This window comes from Cognatishimia sp. SS12 (assembly GCF_028369055.1).
Taxonomy (GTDB): Bacteria; Pseudomonadota; Alphaproteobacteria; order Rhodobacterales; family Rhodobacteraceae; genus Cognatishimia.
This window is the reverse complement of record NZ_JAQNCZ010000001.1, coordinates 295,965-308,663: the sequence shown is the minus strand read 5'-3', so window position 1 is coordinate 308,663 and position 12,699 is coordinate 295,965. Positions and strand designations below refer to the sequence as shown.

Here is a 12,699-nt window from a genome sequence, read left to right as displayed (position 1 = left end):
AATAAATCTCTGTAAACAAACGAAAAAGGCCGCCAGTTCTGGCGGCCCTTTTGCAAAAATGTGTGTGCGATCAGTTCGCTTGACGGCGCAGGAAGGCCGGAATTTCAATGCGCTCCTGCTCAGGATCTTCCTGTGGCGCAGGCTGCGCCGGTGCAGCCTGAACATTGGGCTGCTGGCGCTGCGCAGGCTGCGCGGACTCTCCGTGACCTGTCATGCGGTTGATCAAAGAGTTGATGCCAAAGCGCGGTTTTTCTTCAACCGGCGCAGGGGCCTCGCGGTTCACGACCGGCTGACGTTCTTGCGGTGCGGAGGGTACTTTGTTGACCGCGGTGCGCAGGCGCGCCATCGCTTCCGGAGACGGGGTGCCGGGTGCCGGGGCCTTTGGGGCCACAAAACCTTCGGTCTCGTCTTCGTAATAGTCCTGACGCGGCTGGAATTGCGCGACCCGTGGTTGATAGGCCGGGGGCGGCAGACCATCATCCTGCGCGATATTGCGTGCGGCAGGGGCCGGGGCTGGCTCTTCGAAGATGTCTTCCATCTGCTCTTCGGAAGCGGCGCGCTGGGTGTCAAACTCTCCGAAAAGGCTTGGCTCTGCGGGCGTCTCTTCTTGCGCGATGTTGCGCGCAGCAGGGGCCGGTGCCGGCGCTGGTTCTGCTGCTGGCGCGGGCTCTTCCATGGCGACCGACTGTTTCAGTGGTTCAGACAGCTTGCGGCGCGGTACCGGCATTTCGCTGGTAACTTCGGTGGCGTCGATGCCGGTGGCGACAACAGAAACGCGCATCGCCCCTTCCAGATCGGTATCCAGCGTCGAGCCGACGATGATATTGGCATCTGGATCCACCTCTTCGCGGATGCGGTTGGCGGCTTCGTCCAGTTCGAACAGGGTCAGGTCATGACCGCCGGTGATATTGATCAGAACGCCGTTTGCACCGCGCAGGCTGATTTCATCCAAGAGCGGGTTGGCAATCGCCTTCTCGGCGGCCTGAATGGCGCGATCTTCGCCGGTGGCTTCGCCAGTGCCCATCATGGCCTTGCCCATCTCGTCCATCACAGCACGTACGTCAGCAAAGTCGAGGTTGATCAGGCCCGGACGGACCATCAGGTCTGTCACACCTTTCACACCTTGATAGAGCACATCATCGGCCAGTGCGAAGGCTTCGGTGAAGGTCGTTTTTTCGTTGGCGAGGCGGAACAGGTTCTGGTTCGGGATGATGATCAGCGTATCAACGACCTTTTGCAGCGCTTCAACGCCTGCTTCGGCCTGACGCATGCGCTTGGCCCCTTCGAATTGGAAGGGTTTGGTGACAACACCGACGGTCAGAACACCCAGTTCGCGGGCGGCTTGCGCAATGATCGGCGCGGCCCCCGTGCCGGTGCCGCCGCCCATACCCGCGGTGATAAAGCACATATGTGCCCCCGCCAGGTGATCAACGATCTGTTCAATGCTTTCTTCTGCAGCGGCTGCGCCGACCGCAGGCCGTGCGCCTGCGCCGAGACCCTCGGTGACTTTCACACCAAGTTGCACGCGCTGTTGCGATTGGTTCTGCTGCAAGGCCTGCGCGTCAGTGTTGGCTACAACAAAGTCCACGCCTTCCAGCTGTTTTGCGATCATATTGTTGACCGCGTTACCACCAGCGCCCCCAACGCCGAAGACAGTGATACGGGGTTTTAGGTCTTCCTGTTCAGGAAACATCAGATTCAGTGCCATGAGAGCGTCCGCCTGTTATTACGCCCCGCTAAAGCGGGTTTTTGTACTCCTACTCAACCCTATTATTACCGCGTGCCAGTGGACACGTCACGTCCAAAAGCGAAGTTATCCACAAAATGTGGACAAATTTGCGCCGCAATTCGCGGCATTTCGCCGACCAGCGCAGATATTGGGGAATTTGGGATGAAGGCACACAACAAGCAGTAACGGACCGCCCAATTCGGGGCGATCTGACCGCGGGTGATTCACTTTTTGGCAAAGCCTGCTCGCCCTACCGAATGCATCTTTAGTGATGCTTACTCACCAGCCTATACGAATCTCAATGATGTGTCGACGGCATTCCTTCTGCTGTTAACCGCGTTTAAATCTAACCGAAGATCACCAGTTGGCCTTGAACCAGCGTACGGCGCGCCGGAACGTGCGGGCGCTCTGGCGTTCGACCGGCAGGTCAAAATCCCAGCATTCATCCTGCGGGTTTGTCGCAAACAGGCACATGCCGACAGCGGCGCTGAACCCCGGCCCGGTGGTTGCCTGCGGCAGGCCATGGACGCGCATCGGGCGCCCCAGACGCACCTGCTGGCCGAGAATGCGGCTGGCCAAAGTATCAAGCCCAGGAATCTGGCTTGCGCCGCCGGTCAGCACGATCTTTTGGCTGGGCAGATGTTCAAACCCCGCCGCGTCCAAACGCGCGCGCGCCTCTTCCAGAATTTCTTCGACCCGCGGGCGGATGATGCCGATCAGCTCGGCGCGGCTGACTGTCCTTCGATCGTGTTCCCAATCGCCGGTGTCGCCACCAATATCAATCATCTCGCGATCATCCATGCCGGTGGCATGGACACCGCCATAAAACGCCTTGATCCGCTCTGCGGTCGCCATCGGCACCTGCAGCCCCATGGAAATGTCGCTGGTCACATGATCGCCGCCCATACGCACACTGTCGGCAAAGATCATGTGTTTCTTCATGAAGATCGACAGGCTGGTCGCCCCGCCGCCCATGTCGATACAGGCAGCCCCCAGTTCCTGTTCATCCTCCACCAGCGCCGACAGCCCCGCCACATAGGCCGAGCTTGCCACACCGGCGAGTTCAAGATCACAGCGCTTGACGCAATGCGCGACATTGGCCACCACCGCCGCATCCACGGTGAGCATATGCATATCGCAGGTCAGCTCCTGCCCCATTTGCCCGCGCGGATCGGCAAGACCAGAGCGGTTGTCGAGGGCGAAGTTCACTGGATGGGCGTGCAGCACCTCGCGCCCCGCCCCATAATCCGGCACATCACAATTGGCGAGCACATGGGCGACATCCTGTTCCGTCACCATTTGCTCATCGAGTTCAATCCGGCCATCCAGCCCATAGGACCGCGGCTCAGCCCCGGCAAAACAGGCGATCACATGGTCAACCCGCAACTGCGCCATTTTCTGCGCGGCCTGCACCACGGTGCGAATGGCGCGCTCGGTCTCTTGCATGGCAACAATTTCGCCAAACCGCACACCACGAGATCGAGTGGACGCCGCGCCAATCACGCGAAATCCGCTTTGCCCGGCGAGGGACCCAACCCCATCGGCCTCAGCGAGGTGATCGCTGCCGTCAAACCGCAGGACCAGACAGGCGATTTTACTCGTGCCGACATCCAGCACCGCCACGACGCCGCGTTGCATCGCCATTTTGCGCATGGCGCGCATGGCCCGTTGCGATTGGTAAAGTTCAAACATCACTCAAGCCCCACTCTTGTCTCGCGGATACGCCACCACGCCTGTACGGAGCGCTCTGCTATTCTTATTGTTGGTCGATCACCCAGACGCATATCCACAACGCTAAGATCACGTTCCAGCATCTCGTGCACTTGGCTCAGGGCGGCCACATGTTCCAATGCGGCCACGGCGCCCACTTCGGGCAACATGATGCGTTGCCCCCGGTCCAGCACCACGTCCCAGCGCCGCGCGCCAACCCGCACAAGGCCGCGCACGCGCGGTGTCAGAGGTCCGGCCGCGCGCATCAGCGTCATGGCTTCGGCAGTGGCCTGATCTGCGCCCTCACCTGCCATGACCGGCAGTTCAGGATAGGCGTCACGCCCGGCCGCTTGCGCCACTACGAAGCCTTCGGCATCCACCAGATGCAAGCCATCGCGCATCCGCCAGAGCATGACGGGTGTGCGCTCCGCCACGGTGATCTGAAGCACACCGCCGGGACGCACCCGCAGGCTTGCCGCTTTGACGGGCGACAGGCCAACCACGGTTTCTTTCATATCCTCAAGGCTGAGATCAAAGCTGCTGACCGGGAAATCCACGGGCAAAATTTCGCGAATATCATCTGCAACGCTGGCAGAGGCCCCTTCGATCGCCATGGCCTTCACCATGAATTCCGGACGTTCGACAATGCTGGTGCGCACATCATCAATAACCATATTGATATTGTCGCGTCGGTCCTGATCGGAAAACCAGATGCCCGCGCTGAGCGCGGTCAGACCAAAGGGCAGAACCACCCGCAGCGCAAAGCGAAACAGCGGGGTGAGCATCATACGCTCAAAGCGGTAGGTCAACCGCGAGGGGGCCGGATCCGCGCGCTGGGTCATCTGTCGCATGACGCATCCTCCACCAACCAGCGGCACAGCTCGGGAAAGGTGATGCCGCAGCTCTGCGCCTGCTCAGGGCTGAGCGACGTGGGTGTCATCCCCGGTTGTGTGTTGGTTTCCAAAAGAATGAGCCCCTTCAGGCCCCGGCTTTCATCCCAACGAAAATCCGTGCGGCTGATGCCTTTGCACCCCAGAACCTGATGGGCGCGCAGCGCGTAATCCATGCAGGCCTCAAAAATCTCTTTCGGCAGGTTTGCCGGCACAAAATGGCGCGAGCCGCCGGTGGCGTATTTGGCATGATAATCATACCAACCATCCGTCAGGATATCGGTCACGGTCAGCGCCTTGTCGCCCATGACGGTTGTGGTCAACTCACGCCCGGCCACATAGTCCTCGACCATCAGCTGATCGGGCATATCATCAGCAATCTGCGGTGGGCGGTTCGCTTTATCGCGCACGATATAGACACCAACCGAGGAGCCTTCGTTATAGGGTTTCACGACATAAGGCGGCGCGAGGACATGGGACCCCTGAATCTCGGCCTTGCTGGCAATGCGGCTGGCCGCCACTGGCAACCCTGCAGCGCGATAAGCGTCCTTGGTCTTTTCCTTGTCCATCGCCAGCGATGACGCCAGAACACCGGAATGGGTATAGGGCAGCCCCATCCACTCCAGAAGCCCCTGCACACAGCCATCTTCGCCCCAACGGCCATGCAGCGCGTTAAAGACAACATCCGGTTTGATCTTGGTCAGAACGGCAGCGAGATCGCGGCCTGCATCGACCTCGATCACCTCACATCCACTTTCCCTCAAAGCAGCGGCGCATTCACGCCCTGAGGACAAGGACACCTCGCGTTCAGCAGAGGGACCGCCCATCAATACCGCCACTTTTGGGGTTGCCCTGCTCGACATACCCACGTTAGCGCCTCAAATCTTGGGCCGTTTGCGGCCCTTATGCTCGCCCCTTTTTGGGGCCTTTAGCGACCAATTTGCCCTGACTTCTTCAGAACTGTCGCCGGTTTTATTATTGCCACGATCAGAAAATTGACCGCGATGCGCGCCTGACGCCAGATGTGTTACACCTAGAATTCGCCGACCCGTTTGATTTCCCACTCTAACGTTATTCCGCTGGTCTCGAAAACCCTTTTTCGCACCTCTTCGCCGAGGTTTTCCAAATCTGCGGCAGTTGCGCCACCGGCGTTGATCATAAAGTTCGAATGCTTCTCGCTCATCTGCGCGCCGCCGATCTGCGCGCCGCGCATCCCGGCGTCGTCAATCACTTTCCAAGCCTTCAGATCATGCACATCATCGGCCTTGCCGGTGCTGGAAAAGCCGGCCGGGTTGCGAAAAGTGCTGCCGGCGCTGCGGTCTTTGGTGGGTTGGGTGGCGTCGCGTTTGGCCAGCTGCTCTGCCATGCGGGCGTGCAGCTCTTCGGGGGTGCCATCGGAGCCCTGCAGCACCGCATCCACCAGCACCCAGCCCTCTGCCAGGTCGCTTTGACGGTATTGGAATTTAAGGTCCTCTGCGGTCAGAGTCACCAGCTCTCCGGCGCGCGTCACCGCGCGCGCACTGACAAAAACGTCAGCAATATAAGACCCATAGCAGCCCGCGTTCATGCAGATCGCGCCGCCGATGGCACCGGGAATGGTGCGCAGGAACGTGAGATCAATGCCCGCATCCGCCGCCTTGCGCGCCACATGAGCATCCAGCGCAGCCGCACCAACACGCAGCTGCCCGCGCTCAAGAACCTCAATACTGTTAAAACCGCGCCCCAGGCGCACCACCACGGCGCGCAGCCCCCCATCGCGCACAATCAGATTGCTGCCGACGCCCATTGGAAAAACCGCAACCGAAGGATCAAGCGCTGCCAGAAAGTCTTGCAGATCCGCGACATCCGCCGGCTGAAACAGATAATCCGCCGGGCCGCCCACGCGCAGCCAAGTCAGATCGGCCAAGGACCGATCAGCTGTCAGCTTGCCGCGCACGGCGGGAAGAGCTGTAAAAACATCACTCATGAGGCGGTGCCTTTCTTGCGTTCTTTGGCCAGATCAATACGGGCGATGCGCCAGTTCACAAACGCGCCAAGCCCGGCTCCCACGGCGAGCCCCACAAGCGGTGGCAAAATCGCCGCAATCCAGAAGAGGAAGAGGCGAAAACTGCTCCACCCCTCTAGGATTTCCGACCAGATAAAGATGCCGATGTTCAGCCCGCCGAGCAACGCCACCAGCAAAAGGATCACACGCCAGGCGTTGCGCTGGGTCAGCACAAACCCTGCCACAGCAAGCAGCAGCGCCATGGTGCCGCCAATCAGCAGAAGGTTGTCTGCATTCATTTCCCGATCACCTTCTTTAGCCAACGCCCCAGATAGATCACCGGCCAGCGCAGAATCCACATCGCCCCCAGCAGGAACAACAGCGCCAGCCAGATGCCATGATCTATAAACAACCAGATCAGGATCGGCACGCCAAGGGCGATCATCAGATAAGCGAACCGCCAGTGGTTGTCGCTGCTGGGAAACATGCCGCGCAGGTTGGTCACAACCATCCAGATCATCGCGGCAATGACAGAGCTGCTCATGGCGGTGCCCCTTTGATTACTGCTGAAGGCGCGCTGGCAACCCATTGGCCCAGGTGCTGATTGTACCCGCCCCAAGACAGACCACGATATCGCCAGGTGTCGCCTGCTCGCGCACGAGCCGTTCCAGATCATCTTCAGAGACAATGGCGCGCGCATGGCGGTGGCCATGGGCGATCAGCCCCGCTACCAGATCATCGCGCTCTGCCCCGGGAATTGGGGTTTCGCCTGCGGCAAACACCTCGGCAATGGCGACCACATCGGCCTCATTAAAGCAGGTGCAGAAATCGTCAAACAGGCTCGAAAGGCGACTGTAGCGATGCGGCTGATGCACCGCGATCACGCGCCCGTCGCTGGCCTGCCGCGCTGCTTTCAACACGGCAGCAATCTCAACCGGGTGGTGGCCATAATCATCAATGATGGTCACGCCGTTGACTTCGCCCACCTTCGTAAAGCGGCGGTTCACACCGCCAAAACTCGCCAAGGCTTCGCGAATTTCTTCTGCCTTCATGCCCAAATGCCGCGCCACGGCAATCGCGCTGAGCGCGTTGGACACGTTGTGATCGCCTGGCATGGGCAGTTTGCAGCCCTCGATTACTGTGCCGTCTGTCTGCAGCGCCACATCGAAATGCGCCACGCCGCCCTGATAGGTCAGGTTGATGGCGCGCACGTCAGCCTGGGCATTAAAGCCAAAGGTCACAACCCGCCGATCGGTGATCCGGCCGACAAGTGCCTGCACCTCGGGGTGGTCATTGCAGCAGACCGCAAGACCGTAAAATGGGATATTTGAGACAAATTCATCAAAGCCCGCCCGCAGCGTATCAAAGTCTCCCCAATGCTCCATATGCTCTGGGTCGATATTGGTCACAATCGCGATGGTTGCGGGCAGCCGGTTAAAGGTGCCGTCGCTTTCGTCGGCCTCGACCACCATCCATTCGCCATCCCCCACACGCGCGTTAGAGCCATAGGCATGAATAATGCCGCCGTTGATCACGGTCGGGTCAAATTTGCCGTGATCCAGCAGCGCCGCCACCATGGTGGTGGTGGTGGTTTTGCCGTGCGTTCCCGCAACCGCGATATTGGATTTCAGGCGCATCAACTCGGCCAGCATTTCCGCGCGGCGCACCACCGGCAAACCACGGCGGCGGGCTTCGTCGAGCTCGGCATTGCCGGGTTTGATCGCCGATGAAATCACCACAACTTCGGCATTCTCAAGGTTTTCGGTCTTTTGACCAATGAAGATCTCAGCGCCCATTTCGGCCAGGCGGTTTGTGATCTTGGTCTCCTTCAGGTCCGAGCCTTGCACCGTATAGCCGTGGTTCAAAAGCACCTCGGCAATGCCAGACATGCCGATGCCACCGATCCCCACGAAATGAAGCGCGCCCACGTCGCCCGGTAATTTTGTTGCTGCGTTCATACGCCCTGCCCCCTTGCCGCGCCCCTATCGGCCGCCGTTACTTGCCAAATCCTCAACCAGCGCCACCAAAGCCTCGGTCGCGTCCGGTTTGCCGACAGATAGCGCGGCCTGTGCCATTTTCATTGCCCCGTCGGAATTTTGAAGAACTGTGGCAATCTGCTCTGAAAGGCTTGCGACTTCCAGCAAGTTTTCCGGAATGACGATCGCGCCGCCCGCATCGGCAAGACCCCGCGCATTTGCGGTCTGATGGTCGGCGGTCGCGGCGGCAAACGGGATCAGGATCGACGGTCGCCCGATCACCGAGATATCCGCGACCGAGGACGCCCCCGCGCGCGAAATCACCAATTGCGCCTCGCTCATCCGCTCCGGGATGTCGGTGAAAAACGCCTGCACATCTGCCGAAATGCCCTGATCGGCATAAAATTTGGCAACGCGGTCAAAATCCTCGCCGCGCGCCTGATGGCTGACGCGGATATGGCGGCGCACTTCGCTGGGCAGTGCGTCAATCGCGGGCGGCACGATGTCCGACAAGATGCGCGCGCCCTGCGAGCCGCCGATCACCAGGATCGACATCGGATAATCACCGGGCGGAATATAGCCCGCGCCCGCGCGCTCCAGCACGGCGCCGCGCACTGGGTTGCCTGTAAACTCACCCTGCACGCCTTCCGGCAAGTCGGTCGGCCAAGTGCCGCAAGCCACGCGATCTACCCGTTTGGCGAACAACTGATTCACCCGGCCCAAAACGCCGTTTTGTTCATGCAGCATACGTGGAATACCAAGGATCAGCGCCGCGCCCATGGCCGGAATGGCCGGATAGCCGCCAAAGCCCACCACGGCGGCGGGACGATCCTTGCGCAGTTTGACCAGGGCTGCGGCCACACCGCCCAGAATACGCAGGGGCACCATCGCTTTGGCCAAAACGCCGCCGCGCGCAAAGGTGGCCGAGGGCATTTCCTCGATCTCGACGGCATCGGGGAACCCCCCGGTATAACGCGCACCGCGCGCGTCTGTGGTCAGCTTAACCCGCCAGCCCTTGGCCAGCATTCGTTCGGCAAGCGCCTGCGCCGGGAACATATGCCCCCCGGTCCCTCCGGCGGCGAGCACCAGCAGCGGCTGTTGTGTCATCTAAAATGGCCTCGAAGAATATCACCAATTTCACCCTGCGGACGGCTGCGCGTGAATGCCAGAAGCATGCCCACGGCGATCCCGCCCGCGATCAGGGAACTACCGCCATAACTGACAAAGGGCAATGTCATCCCCTTGGCCGGTAGGAGGCGAACCGCCACCCCCATGTTGATCATGGCCTGCACGCCAAACATCGCGGCCAGACCGGACCCGGCCAGACGGATGAACGGATCGCGTTCCCGAATGAGCCGCAGGAAGCTGCGCGCCACGATGATGGCATAAAGCACGATGATCGCCAGCACGAGGATCAGGCCGTATTCTTCGGCTGCGACCGCGATAATGAAATCTGTATGCGCGTCCGGCAGACTCCATTTCACCTGCCCCTCGCCGACGCCAACGCCGAAAAACCCGCCTTCGCGGATGGCGTTGGTGGCATAGCCAAGCTGGGTGGTGGGATCGACCTCGGGGCTTAGAAAGCCGTCAATGCGCCGGGCAAAATGTTCTGAGGAATTATAGGCAATCATGCCGCCAAAGATTGCCAGACACATCATGGCCACCAAAAGCGTCATCGGTGCACCGGCGATGAAATACATCACCCCCCATGAAAACAGCACCAAGCACGCTTGCCCGAAGTCGGGCTGCATCGCCAGCACAAGCACAATCACGATGGTGAGCATAAACGACCAGAGTTTGCCGGGTGGGCCGTTGATTTCCATATTGGCCGCCATCAGCCAGGCGGCGGCCACGACAAAGCCGGGCTTGAGAAACTCAGACGGTTGAATGGAGGCAAAGCCAAGCGAATACCAGCGCACCGCGCCCTTGCCAAAATCCGTGCCAAATATTGGCAAAAGCAGCAAGGCAACAAAGGCCACCAGGAACCCCAGCACCGCAAGGCGGCGCACCAATTTGGGGCTCATCATTGAGGTCACAAACATCGCGCCAAGCGCGGCGACGCCAAAAATCCCTTGCCGGATCACATAATGAAAATGCCCAAAACCGTTCTTTTCCGCGAGGGGCGGACTGGCGGCAAAGCCCAACAACAGGCCAATACCAAACAGCGCAAGGATGCAGGACATCGTCCATTTGTCCAACGTGCGCCACCATTTGGGTAGAATCGGCTCTACATTCCGCTCAGGGAGCGTGCCATAAACCATCTCTGTCATCGGGACCTGCCGCGTATCTGCCTCTGGGTGTCCGGTTTTCCGGATCTGAAGTGATTCTATCAGCAGTTGCGCCCTATGGGAAGCTTTACAGCAGCACCTGCGTGATTTGCTTGACCCGGCGCGTGCAGGCTGGCACAGCGCGCCCATGCAGTATGATACCATCATCCTTGGGGCCGGCGCGGCGGGCATGATGTGCGCGGCCCATGCGGGCGGGCGCACGCTGGTGTTGGATCACGCCAAGGCCCCGGGTGAGAAAATCCGCATTTCGGGCGGCGGGCGCTGCAATTTCACCAATATGTATACCGGGCCGGAAAACTTCCTGTCTCAGAATCCGCATTTCTGCAAAAGCGCGCTCAGTCGTTATACGCAGTGGGATTTCCTTGAACTCGTGAACCGATACGGCATCGCCTATCACGAAAAAACACTGGGGCAGCTGTTTTGCGATCACAGCGCCAAGGATATTATCCAGATGCTGCTGGCCGAAATGCAAAAGGCCGGGGCCGCGCTATGGCTTAAAACCCAAATCCATAGGGTCGACAAAACCGCCGACGGCTTTGCCATCAAAGTTGAGCGCGACGGGAAATCCACTCTCTTGTCCACGCGCAATCTGGTATTGGCCACCGGGGGCAAATCCATCCCCAAGATGGGCGCAACGGGCCTCGCCTATGATCTGGCGCGGCAGTTCGGGCTGGCTGTCACCGAAACCCGCGCCGCGCTTGTGCCTTTTACCTTCACCAATGGCGAGTTCAAGCCGCTCGCAGGCGTGGCCCAAGACGTGCGCGCCAGCGCCAATGGCCCGCATTTTGACGAAGCCATGCTGTTCACCCACCGGGGCCTGTCCGGTCCGGCAATGCTGCAAATCTCAAGCTACTGGCGCGAAGGGCAGCAGATCACCATTGATCTTTTGCCTGGGCAAAATGCGTTTGAGGCATTGAAATCCCGACGTGGCACCGATGGTCGGCGCAATCTTTCGACCGTGCTGGGCCAGCTTTTGCCCACACGGTTGGCCGAGCATCTGAGCACGCTTTATGAGCTGAAAGGCAACCTAGCCGATCAAAGCGACGCGGCCCTGCGCGCGCTGGCGGACGCGCTGCACAACTGGCAGCGTACGCCTAATGGCACGGAAGGTTATCGCACCGCCGAAGTCACGCTGGGCGGGATTGACACCGATGCGCTGTCCTCGCGCAGCATGGCGGCCAAAGACGTGCCCGGCCTTTATGTGATTGGTGAGGCGATGGATGTCACAGGTTGGCTTGGCGGTTACAATTTCCAATGGGCCTGGAGTTCTGGCCACGCGGCCGGCACGCATATTCAAAGCCAGAGCTAACCCGTTTCCACAGCTTGGGCCCTGGCAATTCGCCATGCTGGTATGGGCGGCGCTGGGGTGCCGCCACGTGGCCCCTTCAACCTTTCCAAAAAATACGCTAACCCTATTCTCCGTAGAGGAGAGCGGCGCGTTCGCGTTGCGACAGTAAGGGGGGCAGTCTTGGCAAAAACATCCCAGGACAACATTTCAATTTATGACAGGCTCCTCGCTGATATCGGCACGGGCGTTTTTCCCGGAGGGACACGTCTGAAGGTTCAGGACCTGGCCGATCGCTATGGCACATCCATCATCCCCGTGCGCGAAGCACTGCGCCTGCTGCAGGGCGAAGGTGTTGTCACCATTGCGCAAAACAAAGGGGCCACAGTGGCGCGGTTTGACGCCAATGCGCTGCGCGACATTTTCGAAGTGCTCAAGCTGATCGAACCTTATTTTGTGCAAAGCTTTGCGCATGAGTGCAGCCAAAAGGACCTGGAGGCGCTTCAGGCTATCCAGACCGAAATCGAAGCCACGGCCTATGACGCCCGCGCCAAGCTTTCGGATCTTGATCTGCAATTTCATGCCATCATCGGGCGTCAGCACTACAATCGGCGTGCCTTTTCCATCTGGCATCTGCAGCGACGCATCTTGAACGCCCTCGCGCTGCGCCTGCCCGCCTCTCAGGCCCGTCATGCAGAGGTCATTACCGAACACCAGACCCTGATTGCCGCCTTCCAGGCCCGCGATCAGCAGGCCGCGCTGACCTGCATCCATGACCATATCGCCGGATCGGGCCGGCAGATATCGCAAACGCTTGAAACCGTCTGAGGTGCCTGC

12 protein-coding genes are annotated in these 12,699 nt (G+C 59.9%); 2 read left to right on the top strand and 10 right to left on the bottom strand.

Annotation, left to right across the window (positions count from 1 at the left end; translation table 11 throughout):
* Positions 1–70: 70 nt before the first annotated feature.
* From ftsZ to ftsW, 10 genes are all read right to left on the bottom strand, one after another.
* Positions 71–1,708, bottom strand: a complete 1,638-nt coding sequence (gene ftsZ / locus N6L24_RS01480) for a cell division protein FtsZ (protein ID WP_271842869.1) — start codon at positions 1,706–1,708, stop codon at positions 71–73.
* A 378-nt stretch (positions 1,709–2,086) separates the two neighbouring features.
* The gene (gene ftsA / locus N6L24_RS01475; RefSeq protein WP_271842868.1) at positions 2,087–3,421 is read right to left on the bottom strand and encodes a cell division protein FtsA; all 1,335 of its coding nucleotides are present in this window, start codon (positions 3,419–3,421) and stop codon (positions 2,087–2,089) included.
* The gene (locus N6L24_RS01470; protein WP_271842867.1) at positions 3,421–4,290 is read right to left on the bottom strand and encodes a cell division protein FtsQ/DivIB; all 870 of its coding nucleotides are present in this window, start codon (positions 4,288–4,290) and stop codon (positions 3,421–3,423) included. The genes ftsA and N6L24_RS01470 overlap by 1 nt, the downstream gene beginning before the upstream one ends.
* Positions 4,278–5,192, bottom strand: a complete 915-nt coding sequence (locus tag N6L24_RS01465) for a D-alanine--D-alanine ligase (RefSeq protein WP_442872567.1) — start codon at positions 5,190–5,192, stop codon at positions 4,278–4,280. The genes N6L24_RS01470 and N6L24_RS01465 overlap by 13 nt, the downstream gene beginning before the upstream one ends.
* Before the next feature lie 170 nt (positions 5,193–5,362).
* Complete coding sequence (murB, locus tag N6L24_RS01460) at positions 5,363–6,295, bottom strand: UDP-N-acetylmuramate dehydrogenase (RefSeq protein WP_271842865.1); 933 nt, start codon at positions 6,293–6,295, stop codon at positions 5,363–5,365.
* Positions 6,292–6,612, bottom strand: a complete 321-nt coding sequence (locus tag N6L24_RS01455; protein WP_271842864.1) for a hypothetical protein — start codon at positions 6,610–6,612, stop codon at positions 6,292–6,294. The genes murB and N6L24_RS01455 overlap by 4 nt, the downstream gene beginning before the upstream one ends.
* Complete coding sequence (locus N6L24_RS01450; protein WP_271842863.1) at positions 6,609–6,857, bottom strand: DUF2484 family protein; 249 nt, start codon at positions 6,855–6,857, stop codon at positions 6,609–6,611. Before N6L24_RS01450 ends, N6L24_RS01455 begins: the two co-directional genes overlap by 4 nt.
* Positions 6,858–6,873: 16 nt before the next feature.
* On the bottom strand, positions 6,874–8,271 hold the full coding sequence (gene murC, locus N6L24_RS01445; protein ID WP_271842862.1) for a UDP-N-acetylmuramate--L-alanine ligase: 1,398 nt from the start codon (positions 8,269–8,271) through the stop codon (positions 6,874–6,876).
* 24 nt (positions 8,272–8,295) lie between these two features.
* Positions 8,296–9,396, bottom strand: a complete 1,101-nt coding sequence (locus N6L24_RS01440) for a UDP-N-acetylglucosamine--N-acetylmuramyl-(pentapeptide) pyrophosphoryl-undecaprenol N-acetylglucosamine transferase (RefSeq protein WP_271842861.1) — start codon at positions 9,394–9,396, stop codon at positions 8,296–8,298.
* Positions 9,393–10,559 (bottom strand): putative lipid II flippase FtsW, encoded by a 1,167-nt coding sequence (gene ftsW / locus N6L24_RS01435; protein ID WP_271842860.1) that lies wholly within the window; start codon positions 10,557–10,559, stop codon positions 9,393–9,395. Before ftsW ends, N6L24_RS01440 begins: the two co-directional genes overlap by 4 nt.
* Positions 10,560–10,704: 145 nt before the next feature.
* Between ftsW and N6L24_RS01430 the strand changes: the two genes are divergently transcribed.
* Together N6L24_RS01430 and N6L24_RS01425 are read left to right on the top strand one after the other, a co-directional pair.
* Positions 10,705–11,886, top strand: coding sequence for an NAD(P)/FAD-dependent oxidoreductase (locus N6L24_RS01430; protein ID WP_271842859.1), 1,182 nt, complete (start codon positions 10,705–10,707; stop codon positions 11,884–11,886).
* Positions 11,887–12,045: 159 nt separating this feature from the next.
* Entirely contained in the window at positions 12,046–12,690 is a 645-nt protein-coding gene (locus tag N6L24_RS01425; RefSeq protein WP_271842858.1) for a GntR family transcriptional regulator, read from the top strand.
* The last annotated feature ends 9 nt before the right edge of the window (positions 12,691–12,699 follow it).

What these genes read in the sequence shown, in the direction of transcription:
- ftsZ (WP_271842869.1), bottom strand. Translation starts at nt 1,708, where the DNA reads ATGGCACTGAATCTGATGTTTCCTGAACAGGAAGACCTAAAACCCCGT.
- ftsA (WP_271842868.1), bottom strand. Translation starts at nt 3,421, where the DNA reads ATGTTTGAACTTTACCAATCGCAACGGGCCATGCGCGCCATGCGCAAA.
- N6L24_RS01470 (WP_271842867.1), bottom strand. Translation starts at nt 4,290, where the DNA reads ATGCGACAGATGACCCAGCGCGCGGATCCGGCCCCCTCGCGGTTGACC.
- N6L24_RS01465 (WP_442872567.1), bottom strand. Translation starts at nt 5,192, where the DNA reads ATGTCGAGCAGGGCAACCCCAAAAGTGGCGGTATTGATGGGCGGTCCC.
- murB (WP_271842865.1), bottom strand. Translation starts at nt 6,295, where the DNA reads ATGAGTGATGTTTTTACAGCTCTTCCCGCCGTGCGCGGCAAGCTGACA.
- N6L24_RS01455 (WP_271842864.1), bottom strand. Translation starts at nt 6,612, where the DNA reads ATGAATGCAGACAACCTTCTGCTGATTGGCGGCACCATGGCGCTGCTG.
- N6L24_RS01450 (WP_271842863.1), bottom strand. Translation starts at nt 6,857, where the DNA reads ATGAGCAGCTCTGTCATTGCCGCGATGATCTGGATGGTTGTGACCAAC.
- murC (WP_271842862.1), bottom strand. Translation starts at nt 8,271, where the DNA reads ATGAACGCAGCAACAAAATTACCGGGCGACGTGGGCGCGCTTCATTTC.
- N6L24_RS01440 (WP_271842861.1), bottom strand. Translation starts at nt 9,396, where the DNA reads ATGACACAACAGCCGCTGCTGGTGCTCGCCGCCGGAGGGACCGGGGGG.
- ftsW (WP_271842860.1), bottom strand. Translation starts at nt 10,559, where the DNA reads ATGACAGAGATGGTTTATGGCACGCTCCCTGAGCGGAATGTAGAGCCG.
- N6L24_RS01430 (WP_271842859.1), top strand. Translation starts at nt 10,705, where the DNA reads ATGCAGTATGATACCATCATCCTTGGGGCCGGCGCGGCGGGCATGATG.